18 protein-coding genes, 1 tRNA gene and 2 pseudogenes are annotated in these 20,214 nt (G+C 70.2%); 12 read left to right on the top strand and 9 right to left on the bottom strand.

The annotated features are described in order from the left end of the window. Window positions 1-131 precede the first annotated feature (131 nt). Entirely contained in the window at window positions 132-1,097 is a 966-nt protein-coding gene (ncsA, locus tag ACP95_RS02675) for a tRNA 2-thiolation protein NcsA (protein WP_049979725.1), read from the top strand. Between the two features lie 20 nt (window positions 1,098-1,117). Here the strand turns inward: ncsA and ACP95_RS02670 are convergent, their stop codons facing one another. The 5 genes from ACP95_RS02670 to ACP95_RS02650 form a co-directional block, all read right to left on the bottom strand. Next, window positions 1,118-1,900 (bottom strand): class I SAM-dependent methyltransferase, encoded by a 783-nt coding sequence (locus ACP95_RS02670; protein WP_049979724.1) that lies wholly within the window; start codon window positions 1,898-1,900, stop codon window positions 1,118-1,120. Between the two features lie 62 nt (window positions 1,901-1,962). Further along, window positions 1,963-2,820 (bottom strand): NEW3 domain-containing protein, encoded by an 858-nt coding sequence (locus ACP95_RS02665; protein ID WP_049979723.1) that lies wholly within the window; start codon window positions 2,818-2,820, stop codon window positions 1,963-1,965. Window positions 2,821-2,864: 44 nt separating this feature from the next. Next, window positions 2,865-4,847 carry a hypothetical protein gene (locus tag ACP95_RS02660; protein WP_049979722.1) on the bottom strand — a complete coding sequence of 661 codons (1,983 nt, stop codon included), beginning with the start codon at window positions 4,845-4,847 and terminating at the stop codon, window positions 2,865-2,867. A 66-nt stretch (window positions 4,848-4,913) separates the two neighbouring features. Continuing rightward, on the bottom strand, window positions 4,914-5,747 hold the full coding sequence (locus ACP95_RS02655; RefSeq protein ID WP_049979721.1) for a deoxyribonuclease IV: 834 nt from the start codon (window positions 5,745-5,747) through the stop codon (window positions 4,914-4,916). Window positions 5,748-5,815: 68 nt separating this feature from the next. After that, window positions 5,816-6,634 carry a lipoate--protein ligase family protein gene (locus tag ACP95_RS02650; RefSeq protein ID WP_049979720.1) on the bottom strand — a complete coding sequence of 273 codons (819 nt, stop codon included), beginning with the start codon at window positions 6,632-6,634 and terminating at the stop codon, window positions 5,816-5,818. 390 nt (window positions 6,635-7,024) lie between these two features. Between ACP95_RS02650 and ACP95_RS02645 the strand changes: the two are divergent. The 5 genes and pseudogenes from ACP95_RS02645 (at window position 7,025) to ACP95_RS02625 (ending at window position 12,132) form a co-directional block, all read left to right on the top strand. Beyond that, window positions 7,025-7,938 (top strand): annotated as a pseudogene (locus ACP95_RS02645) (serine/threonine-protein kinase RIO2). A 74-nt stretch (window positions 7,939-8,012) separates the two neighbouring features. Continuing rightward, window positions 8,013-8,681: an MBL fold metallo-hydrolase gene (locus tag ACP95_RS02640; protein WP_049979719.1), complete on the top strand. Its 669-nt coding sequence runs from the start codon at window positions 8,013-8,015 to the stop codon at window positions 8,679-8,681. A gap of 51 nt (window positions 8,682-8,732) precedes the next feature. Beyond that, window positions 8,733-10,885: pseudogene (ligA, locus tag ACP95_RS02635) on the top strand (NAD-dependent DNA ligase LigA). A gap of 61 nt (window positions 10,886-10,946) precedes the next feature. Then, a complete protein-coding gene (locus ACP95_RS02630) occupies window positions 10,947-11,531 on the top strand; it encodes a 2Fe-2S iron-sulfur cluster-binding protein (protein ID WP_049979718.1) in 585 nt (194 codons plus the stop codon). Between the two features lie 91 nt (window positions 11,532-11,622). Further along, window positions 11,623-12,132 (top strand): CHY zinc finger protein, encoded by a 510-nt coding sequence (locus ACP95_RS02625; RefSeq protein WP_049979717.1) that lies wholly within the window; start codon window positions 11,623-11,625, stop codon window positions 12,130-12,132. Window positions 12,133-12,145: 13 nt separating this feature from the next. Here the strand turns inward: ACP95_RS02625 and ACP95_RS02620 are convergent, their stop codons facing one another. Beyond that, entirely contained in the window at window positions 12,146-12,646 is a 501-nt protein-coding gene (locus tag ACP95_RS02620; protein WP_049979716.1) for a hypothetical protein, read from the bottom strand. Between the two features lie 106 nt (window positions 12,647-12,752). On the opposite strand from ACP95_RS02620, the gene ACP95_RS02615 reads away from it, so the two are divergent. The 3 genes from ACP95_RS02615 to ACP95_RS02605 all read left to right on the top strand — a co-directional run bounded on the left by ACP95_RS02615 (window position 12,753) and on the right by ACP95_RS02605 (window position 14,483). Next, on the top strand, window positions 12,753-13,202 hold the full coding sequence (locus ACP95_RS02615; RefSeq protein WP_049979715.1) for a universal stress protein: 450 nt from the start codon (window positions 12,753-12,755) through the stop codon (window positions 13,200-13,202). A 4-nt stretch (window positions 13,203-13,206) separates the two neighbouring features. After that, entirely contained in the window at window positions 13,207-13,677 is a 471-nt protein-coding gene (locus ACP95_RS02610) for a nucleotidyltransferase domain-containing protein (RefSeq protein WP_202593754.1), read from the top strand. A 77-nt stretch (window positions 13,678-13,754) separates the two neighbouring features. Further along, window positions 13,755-14,483, top strand: coding sequence for an SDR family NAD(P)-dependent oxidoreductase (locus ACP95_RS02605; protein WP_049979714.1), 729 nt, complete (start codon window positions 13,755-13,757; stop codon window positions 14,481-14,483). Between the two features lie 14 nt (window positions 14,484-14,497). Here ACP95_RS02605 and ACP95_RS02600 read toward each other — a convergent pair whose 3' ends face one another. Then, window positions 14,498-17,062 (bottom strand): cation-translocating P-type ATPase, encoded by a 2,565-nt coding sequence (locus ACP95_RS02600; RefSeq protein WP_049979713.1) that lies wholly within the window; start codon window positions 17,060-17,062, stop codon window positions 14,498-14,500. A gap of 207 nt (window positions 17,063-17,269) precedes the next feature. Here ACP95_RS02600 and ACP95_RS02595 point away from each other — a divergent pair, with 207 nt between their 5' ends. The 3 genes from ACP95_RS02595 to ACP95_RS02585 are packed head-to-tail and all read left to right on the top strand — an operon-like array spanning window position 17,270 to window position 19,182. Next, window positions 17,270-18,478 (top strand): hypothetical protein, encoded by a 1,209-nt coding sequence (locus ACP95_RS02595; protein ID WP_049979712.1) that lies wholly within the window; start codon window positions 17,270-17,272, stop codon window positions 18,476-18,478. After that, the gene (locus tag ACP95_RS02590) at window positions 18,475-18,903 is read left to right on the top strand and encodes a hypothetical protein (protein WP_049979711.1); all 429 of its coding nucleotides are present in this window, start codon (window positions 18,475-18,477) and stop codon (window positions 18,901-18,903) included. The genes ACP95_RS02595 and ACP95_RS02590 overlap by 4 nt, the downstream gene beginning before the upstream one ends. 3 nt (window positions 18,904-18,906) lie before the next feature. Then, the gene (locus ACP95_RS02585; RefSeq protein WP_049979710.1) at window positions 18,907-19,182 is read left to right on the top strand and encodes a hypothetical protein; all 276 of its coding nucleotides are present in this window, start codon (window positions 18,907-18,909) and stop codon (window positions 19,180-19,182) included. 55 nt (window positions 19,183-19,237) lie between these two features. Here ACP95_RS02585 and ACP95_RS02580 read toward each other — a convergent pair whose 3' ends face one another. After that, window positions 19,238-19,531 carry an ArsR/SmtB family transcription factor gene (locus tag ACP95_RS02580; protein ID WP_049979709.1) on the bottom strand — a complete coding sequence of 98 codons (294 nt, stop codon included), beginning with the start codon at window positions 19,529-19,531 and terminating at the stop codon, window positions 19,238-19,240. 446 nt (window positions 19,532-19,977) lie between these two features. After that, window positions 19,978-20,053, bottom strand: a tRNA-Cys gene (locus tag ACP95_RS02575). Window positions 20,054-20,214: the final 161 nt, after the last annotated feature.

Genomic DNA, 20,214 nt, shown 5'->3' with positions numbered 1-20,214 from the left:
GATTCGGCTTCCGGACCACGCAAACCGTGCCGCTGCGCCGCGGTGACACGACGGCGCGGGCGTCGTCGACGGCGCGGCGGCCGGCCCCGCGAGCGAAACCGGTATCCCCACAGGTCGGTTAGCGCCGCCAAATGGACTGTGACCGGTGTGGGTCCGAGGCGGTGATGCACGCCGCCTACTCCGGCGCCCACCTCTGTGCGGAGCACTTCACGCGCTCCGTCGAGAAGCGGGTGCGCCGCCGGGTTCGCGAGGACAGCCTCGTCTCCCGCGAGGCGACGCCTGAGGCGCCCGAGACGTGGGTGATCGGGCTCTCGGGCGGGAAGGACTCGGTCGTGCTCACCGAGATCCTCGCGGAGACGTTCGGCGAGGACCCCCGGATCGAGCTGGTGGCGCTGTCGATCCACGAGGGAATCGAGGGGTACCGCGACGAGTCCCTGGCAGCGAGCGAGGAGCTCACTGAGGAGCTGGGGATCGAACACGAGGTCGTCGGCTACGAGGAGGAGTTCGGCGTCCGCATGGACGACGTGGTCGAGGACGACCCCGAGAACATGGCGCCGTGTGCGTACTGCGGCGTGTTCCGCCGTGACCTGCTGGAGGAGTACGCCGAGAAACTGGGCGCCGACAAGCTGCTCACGGGCCACAACCTCGACGACGAGGCCCAGACGGCGCTGATGAACTTCCTCGAGGGCGACGTGAAGCAGGTCGCCAAACACTTCGACGCCTCCATCGGCGGCTTCGACGACCGCGAGGAGAGCGACTCGTTCGTCCCGCGGGCGAAACCCCTGCGCGACATTCCGGAGAAGGAGGTCGCGCTGTACGCCCACCTGGAGGACCTTCCCGCACACATCACCGAGTGCCCCCACGCCAGCGAGGCGTACCGCGGCGAGATACAGGAGCTGCTCTTGAAGCTGGAGGAGAACCACCCCGGGACGCGCCACTCGATCATGTCCGGCTACGAGGAGCTGGCGGAGCTGGCGGCCGACGCCTACGGCGGCGACGAGGACGGCGACCTGGGCGAGTGCGAGGAGTGCGGCTCGACGACCTCCGCGGACGTCTGCCGGAAGTGTCGGCTGTTGGCGTCGATGGAGGCGGTGTAGCGACCCGCAGTCGGCAGCTCTCAGACTCGCGCGACAGTCACCTCGAACGGCACCACCTCGCGGCGCCGATACTGCTCCTCGCCCATCTCGCGAACCACGTCCCGGCCCATCTCGCGCCAGGCGGCCCGAAGTTCGTCGTAGTCCGCCCCGGCCGCCCGCAGTTCCCGCTCGTGGTCGGCGAGCCCCGCGCCGCTGGCCTTCTTCGCCGCACTCTCCATCGCCGGCTCGCTGTAGGGCGGTTCGACCAGCTTCTCGTGGCGGTAGGTGCGCCGGGCGACCACCTCCAGCCCCGCAGTCTCGAACAGGTCGCCCACGCGCTCGCCCATCGCCACGTCGGTCTCGACGCCGTCGAGGTACGCCGCCCGGACCTCCCGCTCCAGCCGCTCCTCCGCGTCGACGGTCGAGGACACCTCGACAGCGGCGTTGTCGGGCTCGATCGCCGCGACGAGATCCGAGGAGATCCGGGCGAACTCCCGGACCGCGGCGGCGGGGTCGGGGAGGTTGATGAGGAGCGCCTGGCAGACGACCAGATCCGCCGCGTCGTCGACGAACGGGAGCCGCGTCGCGTCGCCGGCGACGGTCGGGACGTGCTCCCGCGCCACCGAGAGCAGGGCCGTGTCGGCGTCGACGCCGACCACCTCGCCCGGGCTCTCGGCGGCGAGCACGCGGGAGAGCTCGCCGGTGCCACAGCCAACGTCCACCACGCGCTCCCGGCTCTCGAGCTCGAGCGGGTCGAGCGCCGCGGTCGACTCCCACATCCCACGGCGCGTGTGTTCGAGGTACTCCGGCGTGAACTCCCGCACGGGCGGTGGTGGTGCCGGAACGGAGAAAAGCGGGTCGGTCGATCCGGGGCCGCCGGGCGCGCTCAGTCCCGCCGGGCGAGCGCGGCCGCGCCGGCGAGGACCGCGACGGCGCCGAGCGCCGCGGGCGCGCCGAAGCCGGGCACCTCGGCGTCCGTCCGCTCGGTCGGGTAGCGCACGGTGACCGTCGCGTCCGACACGTCGAGGGGGTGGGTCCGGCTGTCGGCGAACGTGGCGAGCTCGTACGTCTCCGCCGACTCGTCGACGGCGTCGAGGCCGACGAAGATGCGGAACGACGCCTCGACGGTCTCGCCCGGCTCGACCGGCCCCCAGGTGAACGTCCGGTTGCTCTGGTGGTACGTGCCAGTCTCCGAGGTGGCCGAGACGTGGTTCCAGCCGTCGGGCAGCGTCAGCGACAGCGAGAGCCCCTCGACGGGCTGGTCGCCGGTGTTGGTGAGCGAGAACGGCACCCGGACCCGCTCGCCGGGCTCGGCGGTGATCGAGGGCGAGTCGAGGGTCAGCGTCGCCGTCGTGCGGACGGTGAGATCCATCTCGCCGGCGACGTAGCGGCGGGGGCGGCTCGTCCCCGCGTCGGCGACCGCGACGACGAGCTCGGCGTCGACCTCGTCGGCGACGGTCATCTCGTAGCCGCCGGAGGCGTTCGTCGTCGCCGTCGCCACGTCGTCTGGCGGGTCGGCCGCGATCTCGCGGAGCTCGCTCGCGGAGGCGTTGCCGAGGCGGTCCTCGCTCCCGACGAGCACCGTCGCGTCGGCGACGGCGCTGCCGTTGAGGAAGCTGACGGTTCCCGAGAGGCTCGTGTCGGTCTGGACCGCCGGCGACGCGGCCGCGTCCGCTGGCGCGGCGGCGACGGCCGCGGGCGCGACGACCAGCGAGAGCAGGGCGACGAGGAGGAGGGGTCGCATAGCGGGCGTTGGGCGCGGAGTGGTAAGTCTCCCTCGGAACCGGGCTACTCCGTGAGGAGGTCGTCGGTCGCCGGCAGGTCCGGCGCCTGCTCCGACTCAGAACACCAGCCGAATCGGAAGATCCCGTCGATCGTCAGGAGGTCGCCGAGTTCGTCCGCCGAGACCGGTTCGGACATCCGGATACGGGTCCCCGAGAGCCGAAACTTATCGGGCATCTTCTCGAAGCGAGAGAAGGAGACACGTCCGATCAAGTCGCGCTCGTCAGTATCGTGTTGGGTCGAGACGTGGAACCCGTCGTCGCCTCGCTCGACGTAGAACACCGTCGGACAGTAGCCGACCGGCCTGTGTGCAACCGGGAGCAACGCGTCCCCCAGATACCGGACCGCGTCGATACCGGTAAGCTGGGCGCTCGAGGCGACCGACCGACCGAGGACGAGATACACTGCCAGCTCCTGTGCCGCCACCACTGAGAGCTGCTCGTCGGGCAGACAGACGACCGACGCGGTGTCGAGCAGTCCGGTCAGCGGGTCGGTCCTCGGCTGCCCCCACGCGAACGAGACGGCGCCGACCGATCCGGCCGGGCAGTCGTCGAACGCGAGCACGCCGTCGGAACAGACGAACCCCTTCTCCGTGACGCGGTTCCCGTAGTGGACGTGCGCGTACTCCGTCGCGAGTAGCGAGCGGAGCTCCGCTCGCGTCACCGACGACCGGTACGTGGCGGTCGGCGCCTCGTCGAGCTTGAACCGGTCCCAGTCGACGGCCTCGAACGCGTCCCGGCCCGGCGGCTCCCAGCCGACGAACAGCACTTCCGCGTCGCCCGACTGGCGCGCCTCGTGATCGGCCGCACGCTCCCTGGCCGCAGGGGGGATGGCGGCGGTGTTGTGGGTAACGGCGTCGTTCGTCGAGAACTCGACCGGCTTCCCCGCCGCGGGCGGCGGGTCGCGCGGCACCCCGTCCGGGGTGACGTGGACCCGTGCGAGCGTGTTCAGGAGGTAGGGAACCGCCTCGGCGTCGGCGACGGTCGGCCGGAGCGTACCGACCGCGTGCCACGTCGGTGCGTACGGGCGGGTCGTCTCGAACGGTACCTCGAGGTACTCCAGCAGCTGGCGGTGGATCGGCTCGTCGTACAGCTCGGGCGGGTAGAACGGGAGCTCCGGTGCGAGCTCGTCGTACTCGCGGCGGGGGAGCGAGTAGTAGCCGTCGATGCGGACCAGGCTGTCCAGCACGATCGCGTGGGCGAGGAGATCGTCGACCGAGCGCTCCAGTTCGGCGCCCGTCCCCAGCGGTTCGACGTGCTGGGTGCCGAGTCGGAGTTCGGCCCGGTCGCCGGCCACCACGTCGGCGCCGAAGTAGTACGCGAGCGGCGTCACCCGGAGGACGTCCGCCGTGTCCGGCGGGACGGCGACGGTGACCTCGGTGTCGGGGACCGAGAGGCGGTCGGGGACGGCGAGCTCGTCGCCGACCTCGATTGCGGGCGGGTGCCCCCGCAGCGTCGGCCACGAGCGCTCGGCCGACCACTCCTTGACCGCGGAGCCGAGGTGCGAGACCGCCGTCATCAGCTCCTCGGGGTCGTCGGACACCGTCATCGTCGCGATCGGCGCGTCGTGGAACGAGCGGGCGCCGACGACGACACGGGCCGAGTCGTCGAACGTCAACAGCAGCGAGTCGGGGTTCTCCGCGTCGCCGACGTACCGACCGGTCACCTCCCCGTCGACGTACACGAGGAGCTTCATCGCCGTCGTGAGATCGACGTAGCTCTCCCCCTCGATCGAGAACGTCCCGTCCGTGAGCGAGCCGTAGTCCTCGCCGTGAACGTTCCGGAGCTGGGCGGACGGCGCGCCGTGGAACTCCAGCGACTCCGTCGTCAGGCTCACCGCGTCGTCGACCGGCACGTCGAACCACGCGTCCGTGGCGGGGGTGACCGAGGCGTCGCCGTCCACGTCGATCACGACCGCGCCGCCGCCGGCCTCGTCCCGGACGGTCAGCTCGCCGGCCGACAGCGAGAACGAAACCGCGTCCTCGGTCATCGGCCCCTCACCATCATGACCGAACCGAATTGGTCGACAGGTAAATGTATTGCTGCGATTCCCGGCCTACTCCTCACGCAGCTCCCGGACGTGGTCGACGTTCCACGCGAAGCTCCGGCCGTCCTCCGTCGGCGTCTCGAGCACGAAGGGCTGGTCGCGCCACTCGGGATGGTTGATGATCCGTGCCATCCCGTCGTCGCCGATGTAGCCGTCGCCGATGTGGGCGTGTTCGTCCTTGTTCGTCCCGCACTCGTGTTTGGAGTCGTTGAGGTGGATGCAGTGGAGGTACTCGTTCCCGACCACGTCGTCGAACTCTTCGACCGTCTCGTCGACGGCCTCGGGGGTCGAGAGGTCGTAGCCCGCCGCGAACATGTGGGCGGTGTCGAGACAGACGCCGATCTCCTCGTCGGTCTCGTCGATCACCTTCGCGAGATGCTCGAACTGGCCGCCGAGCTTCGTGCCGCTGCCGGCGTCGCTCTCGACGAGTACTTTCACGTCGTCGGGCACGTCCAGCGAGTCGATCACGTTCGCGGCGTTCTCGATGCCGCCCTCGACGCCCGCCCCGGTGTGGGCGCCGAGGTGGACGTTCACGTAGTCGATGTCGAGCTCCGCGGCGGCGTCGACCTCCTGCTGCATCGAGTCGCGGCTCTTCGCCCGGAGGTCCTCCTTCGGCGTACAGAGGTTCACGAGGTAGGAGGAGTGGATCACCCACGGGCCCGCGAGATCCGCGTCGGTCTCCTCGCGGAACCGTTCGGCCTCGTCGTCGCCGATGTCGCCGTGGTCCCAGACCTGTGGCGAGTGGGTGAACACCTGCCCGCAGTTGCCGTCGATCTCCAGCTGCCGTTCCACCGCGTTGTCGACCCCGCCCGCGATGGAGACGTGCGCCCCGATTTTGAGCATACCCTGAGTCCGCGAGCGACCGGCAAAAAGCGTTCGGAGGCGGGTGGTATCGCGGCGTTCCCCCGCGATCAGCGCTCGGCGTCGCGCTCCCGGACCCACGCCTCGCTGCGGTACTTCGCGTCCGCGATCTCCTCGGCGCGGGCCAGTTCGTCCGCGGTCCACTCGCCCTCGTCGGCGTCGGCCCACTCCTGCAGCGCCGTCTCGACGGCGTCGACGGCCTCGGCGCGGCTCGCGTCGACGAGGTCGGTGATCCCCGCGACGCGCTCCGAGAACGCCGCCGGGGTCACGTCCGGGTCCGAGAAAACCGCGAGGTGCGCCTCCGGCCGGGCGTCGTAAGTGATCGAGCCGTGCTGGATCACCGCGTCCTTCCGGCGGTACTGGGCGTTCCCGGCCAGCTTCCGGCCGGCGCCGCCGTCGCTCACGACGTCGTGGGCGGGGTGCAGACCGCGGAGGTAGCAGGCCGGCTGGTAGATCGGCGGGCGCTCCTCGTCGACGAAGTCGGCGTCGACGCCGAGGCGGGCGAACGCGTCGAGGATCGGCGGGCAGAGCTCGTGGTAGCTCTCGATGAGTTCGCCGGGGAGTTCGTCCGCGGGCGCGGCGATGGAGTAGGCGATGTCGCCCTCGTTGTCGTGGTAGATGCCGCCGCCGCCGGTCTGTCGGCGGGTCACGTCGACCCCAGCAGCCTCGCAGTGCTCCCAGTCGACGGTGTCGACGGCCTGTCCGTACCCCATCGAGAGGCAGGAGGGGTCCCAGCGGTAGACGCGGACCGTGCGCGGGCCCCCGGCAGCGGCGGTCTCGGCGGCCACCTCGTCCAGCGCCATCTGCAGCGGGCCGGGACGGGATTCCTCGCGGATCAGCCGCCACTCCCGGTCGGCGTGGTCGCTCATGGCCGGGGATGGGTGGGGCGGGCGAAAAGCGGTTGCGGTGGGGCGCTCCCGTGGCGTCGACGTCCCGTGCGGTCGGCGCGAAGCGTTCGCGTCGACGGACGCGAACCGAGCGCGAGGGACGACTGACCGAACGAAGTGAGGGAAGGAGTCGGCTGGGGAGGTTCGTGGACAGTACGGCCGGGTGGGACTGAAAGGGGCGACGCGCTCGACGAAGGACGGCGACGCAAGGACCGCAGCTGAGCGAAGCGAGGCGAGGACCGCAGCGAGCCGCCCGAGCCGAGCGCGTCGGGGCTTTCACGGTGTTGCTGACCACGCTAGTAGCCCCGCCGAGCAAAACGAATCAGACGAAGAACGCGGCACCCTTTTTCCCACGCAACCCGGAAACGACGTATGGTCGGCAACGTCGCCTCCGTCATGGCCGAGCTCGAACCCGAGGACTTCTACCTCCTCTCCGGGCTCGAACAGGGGATGCGCTTCTCGGAGTGGGTCCAGCGCGAGAAGCTCCCCGAGTACGCGACTTGACCGCGGAGGAGGTCGACTACCGGATCGACCGCTGTGCCGACCGCGAACTGATCGAGCGCAAGACGATCCAGTACGAGGGGTACCGCCTCACGTTCGAGGGGTACGACTGCCTCGCGCTGCGGGCGTTCTCCGAGCGCGGCACGATCGAGGGGATGGGCGCCCCACTCGGCGTCGGCAAGGAGAGCGACGTGTACGAGGTGCAGTCGTACGAGCCGATGGCGCTGAAGTTCCACCGCGAGGGGTACACCGAGTTCCGGAAAGTCGACAAGGAGCGGGAGTACACCGCCGACCGCAACCACGTCTCGTGGTTCTACACCGCCCGCAAGGCCGCCGAGCGCGAGCACGAGGTGCTCGAGGAGCTCTACCCCGACGTGTCGGTCCCCCGGCCGGTCGACCAGAACCGCCACGCGATCCTGATGGAGAAGTTCGACGGCGTCGAGCTCGAGCGCGCGTCGCTGCCGAGCGAGCAGGTCGTCGGCGTCTGTGACCTCGTGCTGCGGGAGGTCGGCGACGCCTACGACGCCGGCTACGTCCACGCCGACATGAGCCAGCACAACGTCGCCGTCGCCGAGGGCGGCGTCACCGTGTTCGACTGGCCCCAGGCGGTCGCGACCGACCACGAGAACGCCGACGAGTTCCTCGAGCGCGACGTGGAGAACGTCGTGAGCTTCTTCCAGCGGAAGTACCCGCGGGAGATGCCCGACGACGTCGACTACCGCGGGCTCGCGGAAGCGATCGCCGAGGGAGAGTTCGGGAGCGTCACGACGTACGCGACGAGGTAGCCGGCGGCGACGGCGCCGCGGTCGAGCGACCCTAAGCCGTCAGTTCTACGACCCTCCGAACCCAACACCGAGGTATGGAACTCACCGACCACGTCTACAGTCTCCCGGTCACGCTCGAACTCGGCGGCGCCGAGCGGACGTTCACGCCGACCGCCGTCGAGACCGAGGCGGGGCTGATCCTGTTCGACACGACGCTGCCGGGCCATGCCGACGAACTCGAGGCCGCGCTCGGGGAGCACGGGTTCGGCCTCGACGACGTGCGGTTCGTCGTTCTCACCCACCACGACGGCGACCACGCGGGCGCGCTCGCGACCGTGCAGGACCGCACGGGCGCGCCGACGTTCGCCCACTGGGCCGAGGCGCCGTACGTCGACGGCCGGGAGTTCCCGGAGAAGTCCGAGGACGATCGCTACCCGGCGGCCCGCGTCGACGTGGAAGTGATCGACGGCGTCGGGTTCAGCACGCTCGCCGGGCCGATCGAACTGGTCGAGACGTTCGGCCACACGCGCGGCCACTCCTCGTTCCACCTGCCGGAGGAGCAGCTGCTGATCGCCGGCGACGCGCTGACCGCCGCCGACGGCGAACTGCAGGGGCCGGCCACAGAGCACACCCTCGAGATGGAGCGGGCGATGGAGTCCGTCGCGATGCTCGGCGAACTCGACGTGGAACACACCGTCTGCTTCCACGGCGGCTACGTCGACGCCGGCCGCGAGCGCATCCGCGAGATCGCAAAGGGCGAGTAGCGCCGACGCGACGACCACCGTTTTTTACCGCCGCCCGCCCCAGCCCGAGCCATGACCGAGGAGGCGCCCGCGGACAACCCCTACGTCCGCGAGCCCGACACCGAGTTCGCGCCGACGGGGGAGCTGTCCGCCGATGAAGCCCGCGAGCAGGCCGAGAAGCTGCGGGCGGCGATCCGCTACCACGACTACCGCTACTACGTCGAGAACGACCCCGTCGTCTCCGACCGCGCGTACGACGAGCTGTTCCGGCGGCTCGAGGCGCTGGAGGACGCGTTCGACCTCGACACCGACGGGTCGCCGACCGAACGCGTCGGCGGCGAGCCGGTGGACGAGCTCGAGAGCGTCGACCTGGTGGTGCCGCTGCTGTCGATCGACTCCTCGGGCGAGGCCGCGGACGTGCGCGCGTTCGACGACCGCGTGCGGCGGGAACTGGACGGCGACGTCGACTACGTCTGCGAGCCGAAGTTCGACGGGCTCTCGGTCGAGATCATCTACGTCGAGGGGCGCTACGAGCGCGCGGCCACCCGGGGCGACGGCGAGGTCGGCGACGACGTGACCGAGAACGTCCGCACCATCGCCTCGGTCCCCCAGCGCCTCCGGGGCGACCCGCCCGCGGTGGTCGTCGTCCGCGGCGAGGTCCACATGCCGCTCTCGGCGTTCCAGGAGCACAACCGCGAGCGCGTCGAGCGCGGCGACGACCCGTTCGCCAACCCCCGGAACGCCGCCGCGGGGAGCCTGCGGCAGTTGGACCCCTCGGTGACCGCCGAGCGCCCGCTGGACTGCTTCTTCTACGACGTGCTCTGGGCGAGCGAGGAGGCGGTGCCGATCGCGGAGATGGGGCCCGAGAACGCCGACGACGCCGCCTCCGTCGGCCCCGAGGGCGTCGCGGGGCTGGAGACCAACTGGGACGAACACCGGCAGCTCCCGGCGTGGGGGCTGCCGGTCAACGACCGCCACGAGCTCGTCGACGGGATCGACGACGCGATCGCGTTCCGGGACGACTTGATGGCGATCCGTGACGAGCTGGACTACGAGATCGACGGCACGGTGCTGAAGGTGAACGACCGCGAGCAGTGCCGGCGGCTGGGCACCACCTCGCGACACTACCGCTGGGCGTACGCCTACAAGTTCCCCGCCAGGACCGAGGAGACCCGCATCGCCGACATCGTCGTCCAGGTGGGCCGGACCGGCCGGCTCACCCCCGTCGCGCTGCTCGACCCCGTCGACGTGGGCGGGGTGACGGTCTCGCGGGCGAGCCTGCACAACCAGTCCGAGATCGCCGAGCTGGGCGTCGACGCCGGCGACGTGGTGAAAGTCCAGCGGGCGGGCGACGTGATCCCCTACGTCGCCGAGGTCGTCGAGGACAACTCCGCGGGCCACTTCGAACTGCCCGACAGCTGCCCGGTCTGTGGCAGCGACGTGGAGGCCGACGGCCCGCTGCGGTTCTGTACGGGCGGGCTCTCCTGTCCGGCCCAGCTCAAGCGGTCGGTCGAACACTACGCGAGCGACAGCGGGCTCGACATCGAGGGGCTGGGCGAGGAGGCGGCCGGGCAGCTGGTCGACGAGGGGCTGATCGAGGACTCGATCGCGGACCTCTACGACATCGACGCCGCGGAGCTCGCCGCGCTGGAGGGGTGGGGCGAGCGCAGCGCCGAGAAGCTCCGGGCGGAGATCGAGGCCACGAAGTCGCCGTCGCTGGGCGAGTTCCTCGCCGCGCTGGGGATCCCCGAGGTCGGGCCGACGATGGCCGCGGATCTCGCGGCGGCGTTCGGCGGCGTCGACGCGCTGCTGGAGGCTGACGAGTCCGAAATCCGCGAAGTCGATGGGTTCGGCCCCACCGTCGCCTCCCACGTCGCGGAGTTCTTCGGCAACGAGCGCAACCGCCGGGTGATCGAGCGCCTGCGCGAGGCCGGCGTCGAGCCCGAACCGCCGGAATCGACGACCGCGGGCGACGAGCTCGACGGGCTGACGTTCGTGTTCACCGGCTCGCTCTCGGTCACTCGCGACGCGGCGCAGTCGCTGGTCGAGGCCCACGGCGCGAACGCGACGGGCTCGGTGTCGGGCAACACCGACTACCTCGTCGCCGGCGAGACCCGGGGCGGACCAAACGCGAGGACGCCGACGCCGAGGGGGTCCCCGTCGTCGACGAAGACGCGTTCGCGGCGCTGCTCGCGGAGCGCGGGGTCGAGTATCCGCCCGAGTGAACGGCGGCAGCCGACGCGCGGAATCACAACCACCTTAACCCGGGCACTCAATGTTCGGAGTATGGCTGTGAACACGACCGCGCTGGGCCTCGCCGTCGTCCTCAGCGGGGCAATCGCGGTGTTCCACTACGTCCGCGGAACGGAGTGGGAGTCCGCCCCGGACATCTCCGAGGAGATGCTCGAACGCCGGGCCGCGAGCGTGCCCGAGACGGATTTCCCGGAGCCGTACAACCGATCGATCGGCGGCGGCGGCGCGCCCGCGGCCGCGGTCGGCGGTGAGGCCGCCGAGGAGGGCGAGCTCGAGGGCGAGACCGGCGGCACTGGCTCGGGCCCCGGCGACATCCCCGAGGACGAGGTGGAGTACTTCGAGGTCGAGTTCGTCAAGGAGGGTGAGACCGTCGAACTCCCGAACAACCAGCCCATCCTCGACTCCGGCGAGGAGGAAGGGTTCGACCTCCCCTACGCCTGCCGACAGGGCCAGTGTGTCTCCTGTGCGGGCCACATCACCGACGGCCCCAGCGAGGACTTCGTCGAGCACGACAACCAGGAGATGCTCTCCGGCGAGGAGATCGACGAGGGGTACACGCTGACCTGCGTCGCCTACCCGCGCGACGACTTCACGCTCGAGACGGGCGAAGCACCCTAACCCGCGGCGCCGTTTTCCCAGCCGGTTTTTTCACCCGCCAGCGACGCGTCGGTCGCCGGTACGCCCTTGCCGCAGCGTCCGTGGCGCCAGTATGGAGGTCCACGGCCACACGGTCCGGGGCGTCGACGTCGGCCCGGAGACGCGGTGTCGCCACTACGACAGCGAGCTCGACGTGATCGCGATCCGCTTCCCGTGCTGTGAGACGTTCTACCCCTGCTACGAGTGTCACCTCGCGGCGGCCGACCACGAGCCCGAGCGGTGGGGCGACGAGTCGGGCGGCGGAGCGCGAGCGAGCGTCGAGGGCTCAGGCTCGGCGGACCGAACAGGCGCCGAGGACGAAGGCTCGGCGGACCGAACAGGCGCCGAGGACACGGGTTCGGCGATGCGAACAGGCGCCGAGGACGAAGGCTCGGAAGAACGAACGGCCACGGGCGACGACGCCGACGCGGTGCTGTGTGGGATCTGTGGCACGGTGTTGACCGTCGCGGAGTACGTCGACTGCGACGACCGCTGCCCGGACTGTGGCGCGGAGTTCAACCCCGGCTGTCGTCGCCACTACGACCGCTACTTCGCGAGCGAGCTGTTCGAAACGTCCGCGTGAGAAGGGTCGGGGTTCAGTACCGCGACGGCATGTACGCCGTCCCGATCAGGAACATGCCCACGAGGCCGGTGAGGATGGAGACGCCCCACAGCCCGTTGGTGTGCTCCTCGTACTGCGCCGTCTCGGTGTTGTACTCGCGAAGGGTTTCGAAGTTCGAGGAGATGACGACCTCCTCGCCCGAGTCGAAGTGGGCGAAGTGGGTCACACCCGAGAGCGTGACGTTGCCGTGCTGGCTCACCGTCGCGCTCTGGGTGCCGTTCTCGTCGTCCCACTCGATCGTCGCCTCGTAGGTCGTTCCCCCGCCGCCACCGTGGCCGCCGCCGCTGGACTCGGTCGCCTCGACGGACGCGACGGTGTACGTCTGGCCGTCGACGGTGAACTCGTCACCCGACTGATACACGTTCTCGCCCCCCGCGTCGAACGCCGGCGCCTCGCCGGTGAGGACCAGTCCGAGCGACAGTGCCCCCACGACCAGGAAGAGAGCGGCGGCGACTGCCACAGCGCGTCGTTGCATGTCCTGATGGTGGTGCACCCGACGTAAAAACGGTTCCTCTTTCGGTAACGGACCCCGGAGCGGTCGCCGCCGTGGTTTTGTAGCTACCGCCCGAAGGAACCGACGAATGTACGACCGAATCCTGCTGTCGACCGACGGTACCGCCGCCTCCACCGAAGCCGAAGCCCACGCGCTCGATCTCGCGGCGTCCCACGGCGCCGAGCTCCACGTGCTGTACGTCGTCGACGAGAACGTGTACAACGCCTACAGCGGCGACGAGTACGTCGACGAGGCCGAGGGGCCGGAGCACGGGCTCGAGGAGCACGGGGAGGAGACCATCGCGGACCTGCGCGCGCGGGCGGACGAGGCGGGCGTCGACTTCGTCGACGTGATGCGACACGGCCGCCCCTCCGACGCGATCGTCGACTACGCCGACGAGGCCGAGGCCGACCTGCTCGTGCTCGGGACGAAGCGCCGCCCCGACGAGTACCGGACGCTGCTCGGGAGCGTCACCGACCGCGTGCTCCGCCTGACGAGCCGGCCCGCGGTGGTCGTGAAGACGGAAGTCGACTCGTAGCGCCGTGTCGCGGCTGAACGACGCGTATCGCGACGCGATCCTGACGCTGGCCGCGCGGATCGACGACGAGGTGTCGTGGGCGCTGACCGGCAGCGCCAGTTTCGCGCTCCAGGGCGTCCCCGTCGAGCCCGAGGACGTCGATGTGCAGACGACCGCGGCCGGCGCGTACGCCATCGAGTCCGCGTTCGGCGACCGGATCGTCGATCCCGTGTCGCTCTCGGCCGCCGAACGGATCAAGTCCCACTTCGGCGCGCTCGAACTGAACGGGGTTCGCGTCGAGATCATGGGCGCCGTACAGAAACGGCGTCCCGACGGCACGTGGGAGCCGCCGGTAGCCGTCGACGCGAACCGGACAGTCGTCGAACTCGACGGGCGCGAGATCCCGGTGCTGTCGCTGCAGTACGAGGCCGAGGCGTACGACCAGTTGGGCCGGGACGAGCGGGCCGCACTGCTCGCAGAGCACGCGGACCGGTAGGCGGAGCGACACCCCCGTTCGCCGACGTGTTGCTCGTCCAAGTGTTTTACCCGGTCGGCGGCGTACCGTGGAGCACTATGCTCGAGGAGAAAGTCGCGGTCGTCACCGGCGGCTCGACGGGGATCGGCAGGGCGATCGCCGCCAAGTTCCGGGAGTACGGCGCCGAGGTCGTCATCGCGAACCGCTCGGCCGACGCGGGGCGGGAGGCCGCCGAGGCGCTCGACTGCACGTTCACGCAGTGTGACGTGTCATCGTACGACGAGGTTCAGGCGCTCGTCGACGCCACCGTCGAGGAGCACGGCCGGCTGGACGTGATGGTGAACAACGCGGGCATCGGCCGGGTCGGGACGGTCGAGGAGATGGACCTCGACGACTGGCACGACGTGATGCGGATCAACCTGAACGGCGTCATGCACGGGACGCGGGCGGCGCTACCTCACCTGAAAGCGTCCGAGGGGAGCGTGATCAACGTCGCGTCGATCTACGGGCTCGTCGCCGGCCCGGGGGCGACCGCGTACGCCACGGCGAAGGGCGCGATCGTCAACTTCACGCGGTCGGTCGCGGTCGACTACGCCGCCCAGAACGTCCGCGTCAACAGCATCTGTCCCGGGTTCGTGGAGACGCCGATGACGGAGCCGACGTTCGAGGACGAGGAGTTCTACGAGTACGTCCACGGGCGGACGCCGATGGGGCGCGTCGCCCAGCCCGAGGAGATCGCCGGCGTCGCGATGTTCCTCGCCTCCGACGAGGCGTCCTACGTCACGGGCGCGAACATCCCCGTCGACGGCGGCTGGACGGCCCACTGAGCACGGCCGAGGGCTCAGTGGTCCGCCTCGGGGGGAGAGTTCCGTTCGATCGCGTACGCGATCGCGAGGTACGCGGGGAGCCCGACGGCGAGCACGGCGCCGATGACGGCCCAGTCCCCGAGCCCGAGCGGCACCGTCCCGAAGTAGTCGGCGAGCGGCGTGTAGAGGACCGCCAGCTGGAGCGCGACGGAGCCGCCGACCGCGAGCGCGAGCCAGCGGTTCGAGAGCGTCGGCGTCTCGCGCAGCCACCGGACGACGTACAGCTTCTCGAACTCGAGGACGACGAAGCCCGTGAACACCATCGTCATCGCGTACGGCGTCATCGCGGCCGCGCCGTCGAGCGTGTAGACCAGCAGCCCGAGCATGAGCAGCGTCGACACCGTCCCGGCGCCGCCGACGAACCCGAGCATCGATCGCTCGACGATCCCCCTGTCGGGGTCACGCGGCGGCCGCTCCATCACGTCGCCGGATTTGGGGTCCGCACCCAGCGCCAGCGCGGGCAGCCCGTCGGTGAGCAGGTTGATCCACAGCAGCTGGACCGCCGGGAGCACGAGGTAGCCGTACAGCGAGGCGAGGAACACGAGCGCGACCTCCGCGACGTTCGCGCTGAGCAGGAAGGCGACGAACTTCCAGAGGTTGTCGAAGATCGCCCGGCCGCGCTCGATCGCCCGCTCGATCGTCGCGTAGTTGTCGTCGAGCAGGATCACGTCGCTGGCGTGTTTGGCCACGTCGGTGCCGCGGACGCCCATCGCGACGCCCACGTCGGCGTTCTTCAGCGCCGGGGCGTCGTTGACGCCGTCGCCCGTCATCGCGACGACGTGGCCGTTCGCCTTGAGCGCCTGCAGGATGCGCACCTTGTGTGCGGGCGCGGTGCGGGCGAACACGTCGACGGTCTCGACACGCTCACGCAGCGCGTCGTCGTCCAACTGGTCGAGTTCGCGCCCCTCCATCACCGCCCGCCCCATCCCCAGTTCGCCCGCGATCGCGGCGGCCGTGCGGACGTTGTCGCCGGTGATCATCTTCACGTCGATCCCCGCGCGGTCGGTCGCCGCGAGCGCGTCGGCGACCTCCGTCCGCGGCGGGTCGATCATCCCGACGAGGCCGACGAACACGAGCTCCTCGTCGAGCCGCTCGGGGGTGTCGGTGTACGCGATCGCGAGCACGCGGAGGGCGTCGTCGGCGAACGCCCGGACCTGCTCGCGGACGCGGTCGCGCGTTTCCGGATCGAGGTCGGCCGGCCCGTCGTCGGTGAGCACCCGGCTGGCGTTCGAGAGCACGACCTCCGGCGCCCCCTTGACGTACCCCACGTCGCCGTGGGCGGTCCCCATCCACTTGCGCTCGGAGGCGAACGGCACCTCGTCGGTTCGTGGGCGGGACTCGCGGAGCGCGGCCACGTCGATGCCGTGGCTCTCGGCGGCCGCGACCAGCGCCCGCTCGGTCGGGTCGCCGTCGTCGACGGTGGCGTCGTTGCAGAGCGCCCCCGCCCGCAGCAGGCGGTCGACGCGCTCGGGGAACGACTCGCCGTCCTCGTCGAGATCGACGACGGCGTCGTTCACCCACACCCGGCTGACGGCCATGCGTCCCTCGGTGAGCGTCCCGGTCTTGTCGGTGCAGATCACGTCGACCGAGCCGAGCGCCTCGACGGCGGGGAGCCGGCGGACGAGCGCGTTCTCCTCGGCCATCGTCCGGACGCCGAGTGCGAGCGTCAGCGTCACCACTGCCGGCAGCCCCTCGGGGATCGCGGCGACGGCCAGCGACACGGCGGTGAGCCCCGCCTCGACGAGCGGCGTGTCCCGGAGCAGCAGCAGCGGGATCACGAGCGCGGCCAGCACGAGCACCCCGGCCCCGAGCCGGCGGCCGAGCTCGTCCAGTTCCACCTGCAGCGGCGTCCGGCTCTCCTCGGTGGCCGCGAGCTCGCGGGCGATCGCGCCGACCTCGGTGTCCATCCCCGTCGCCGTGAGGACGACGACGCCCCGGCCACGCGTCACGTTCGTGCCGTTGTACACCATGCACTCGCGCTCGGCGAGCGGCGTGTCGGGGGCGACCGCCGCCGGCGACTTCGAGACCGGGGCGCTCTCGCCGGTCAGCGCCGCCTCGTCGACTTCGAGGTCGGTGTCCGCGACCAGTCGGCCGTCGGCCGGGACGACGTCGCCGCTCTCGAGCTCGATCACGTCGCCCGGAACCAGCTCGGCCGCGTCGACCTCGACGGTCGTCCCGTCCCGCCGGACGGTCGCCGTCGGCGCGGCCAGCTCGCGGAGCGCGTCGAGGCTCTGCTCGGCGCGGTAGTCCTGCACGAACCCGAACACCCCGTTGACGACGACGATGACGGCGATGAGGACCGCGTCGACAGTGTGGCCGGCCCAGGCCGAGAGGCCCGCGGCCACCACCAGCACCCAGATGAGCACGCTGTCGAACTGGGTGAGGAAGATCGCGAGCGGCGTCCGGCCGCCGGCCTGGACGACCTCGTTCTCGCCGTGTGCCGCCAGCCGTCGCCCGGCTTCCTCCGAGGTGAGCCCCTCGACGGCGGTGTCGTGAGCCGTCAGAACCGCCTCGGCCGGCCGACTGTGCGGGTCCTCCATTACCGGCTGTTCGCTCCCGCCGCACTTGACAATTGTCGACAATTTTTGGTGGCCCACCTGCGGCACGGGGCGCTGGGGGCGACCGCCGACTCCCGGACGGTCGTCCGTGACAGGTTGGTCTCGTCCCCCAGCCCTCGCGCGGTTTATCTCGGCGAGAAAACACCCATCCCCCATTAAGCGTGGCTAGTCTTACACTACGTCCGTACGATGAGCGACAGTTCCAAGCAAGTGACCGTGACCGAGGACGGCGTGGAGGTCCAGCGGACGATCGAGGACCGGTCGACGGCGACGGTCGTCGTCTACCGACTACGGACGGTCGCGTCAACGCCGGCCGTCGCCCACGTGGCGGAGTCGATCCCGCCCCAGGACCGCGTCGAGACCTTGGAGTTCCACCCCAAACACTCGCCGAACGACTGGACGAAGGGGGACGGCACCGTCCAGTTCGACGTGATCGTCCCGTCGAACCGCACGCGGATGGTCGTGCTCGGCCTCGAGGCCGCCGGTGAGGAGCCCCTCGGTCGTGACGAACCGACGGTTTCCCGGTCGGAACTGTCGATGGACGACCTCCGCGACGCCGACAGCGCCGAGTCCGTCACCGCCGGTTTCGACGCGGACGCGCCCGAGGCGGACGGTTCGAGCGTTCTCGACCACGACATCGAGCCCGTCGCCGACGGTGGGGACACGAGCGCCGACTCCGCGTCGGACGAGGTGCTCGACCTGCCAGACCCGAACGCCGACGACGACGAGACGGACGACGACGCCGCCGGCGACGAAGTGCTAGACTCGCCCGACCGTAACGCTGACGACGACGAGACGGACGGCGACGACGCCGGCGACGAGGTGCTCGACCCGCCCGACCCGAGTGAGGGGCCAACTGTCGACGCCGTCGGGGAGGACGAGGGGCCGGACGGGGAGGAGCCCGACCACCCGGACGCGAACGACTCCGACCACCCGGACGTGGAGGGGTCGGCCACGCCCGGAGCCGAGCCGTCGCCGGATATCGACGGCGACGCAGAGGCGCCCGGTGGGGAACACGGCGACGACGACCCCGCCGAACCCATCGTGTCCGACGACGCCGACGGCGACGGCCTCACCCTCGACGGCGACGCCGTCGACGACCTCCGGCTCGACGACGGCACCGCGGACGACCGCACGCTCGAAGACGGCACCGCGGACGACCGCACGCTCGACGACGGCACCGCGGACGACCGCACGCTCGACGACGGCGCCGCGGACGACCGCACACCCGACGACGACGGATCGGCGGCCACCACCGACGACGACTCGCTCCTGGGCGACCTGCTCGCGGAGATCCGGTCGGCGACGCCAGCGAGGCGGAGCTCGACGCCCTGCGGTCCGAACTCGGCGTCGCCCGCGCGGACGAGGTCCGGGTCCAGCACGTCCAGTCGCGGATGAGCGACTTCGAGGCCTACGTCGACGCACTCGAGGGGATCATCAACGCCCACGGGACGGCCTCGGAGTTCGTCGACAGCATCGAGCGTTCGGTGACCGAGCTCGAGTCGGAGCTCGGGTCGGTCCGTGAGGTGGTCAGCACCGTCGAGGACGGGCTCGAGGCGGCCGACGAGGACCGCGAGCAGCTGCACGGGGAGGTCGCCGACCTCGACGAGACAGTGGGGGAGCTCACCGACGAGACGGCGGAGCTCCGTGCGGAGATCGAGGCGCTCCGCGACGAGCGCGCCGCGGAGTTCGACCGCATCGAAACCGAGATCGACTCGCTCCGCGAGGACGTCGAGTCGTTCAACGAACTTCGGCGCACGCTGCTGGACGCGTTCGGTAACGGGCTCGACGTCACACCGGCCGATGACGACACGGAGCGGTGACGAGTGAGGAGCCACAGCAACGACCGCCACGGGAGCTCGGTTGCGGATCGCGCGGATCGGCCGGTCGACCCGAACGTCCCGCTCACGGCCACACTCCTGCTCCTCGGAGCGGTGGCGCTCGTTGGTGCTGGTGGGGCGTACCGTGTGACTAGCGGGTCGTCGGCGGCGGATCTGGCCGTCGTCACGAGGGGCTTCGTCTACTACGTCGGGGACCGGGCGGCTGTCGTGCCGGAGTGGCAGTTCGGTGCGGTTCCGAACGTCGCCGAACAGGAGCGCTGAGCTACTTTCCGTCGAAACCGTCCCACGGCTCCGCGGAGCTGTCGGGGTCGTTCTCCTACCTGTGTATCTCGATGTCGAACTGCTGGTCGCCCAGCGAGATGACGGTGCTGTCGAAGTTACAGCGATACTCCTTGTAGTGGTTCCCGTCGTCCGTGACGACGGTCCGCTCCGTGACCAGTCCGTGGTCGATCAGTGCGTCCATCCGCCGGTACACTGTCGGCAGAGACATCTCACAGGCCTCAGCTAACTCCTTGGCTGACTGCGGGTCCTTCCGCACGGCGATGAGGAGCCGTCTGGCCATCTCGTCGCCCATGGTGTCCATGATCTCGTGACTCGGTTCCTCGCCCATCTCTTTGGCCCCATACCACAGCTAATCTCCATGCTCATTAAGTTGACATATTAATCGGAGAGTGCCAGTAGTTGTCTGATTTACAACTATTGTGAAAAAATCTAGCGAGATACACTGCCTGGTCGGTAGCGGAACGCGCCGAACCGGCGGTTTGAGTCGCTCCCCCTCGGGAACGACTTCGTCTCGGTCGGGTTTATACCGGTTCTAACGACGCAACTTGGCGGTGTACGGCGCGTCGAACAGTCGGTTATCGACCCGACGCCCCGACGCAGTCACTACTCGGCTGTCGGGGAGACGTTGTCACCGTCGGCGGGCCGCAAACGAGTGGTCCTTCCCTCGCGCCCAACACGATCTGGCCCCGCTCGGCGCCGATGTCGCCGTGGTGCTGACGGCCAGCACGTGTCTCGTCGAACGGGGTCCGCTTCGCGTAACTGGGTGAAAATCGAAGCCAAGGGCCGGATTTGAACCGGCGATGGGCGGCTCTGCAGGCCGCTGCGTTAGGCCGGACTCTGCCACCTTGGCGCACTCTCCAGTTGTAGGCTCAATCGTTTAAGCGTACCGTATCGGGCGCTTTCGGTCGTCGTGACGACCGACCGCGAGCGCGGTCGCTCAAACGTCGATGGACGGTGATCGAACGAACGGGAAGCGACCCGCTCGTCGATACTGAATGACCGCAATGAATG

The organism is Halolamina rubra (genome assembly GCF_000739555.1).
In the GTDB taxonomy this organism is placed as follows: Archaea; Halobacteriota; Halobacteria; order Halobacteriales; family Haloferacaceae; genus Halolamina; species Halolamina rubra.
This window is presented reverse-complemented; position numbering and strand designations above follow the sequence as displayed.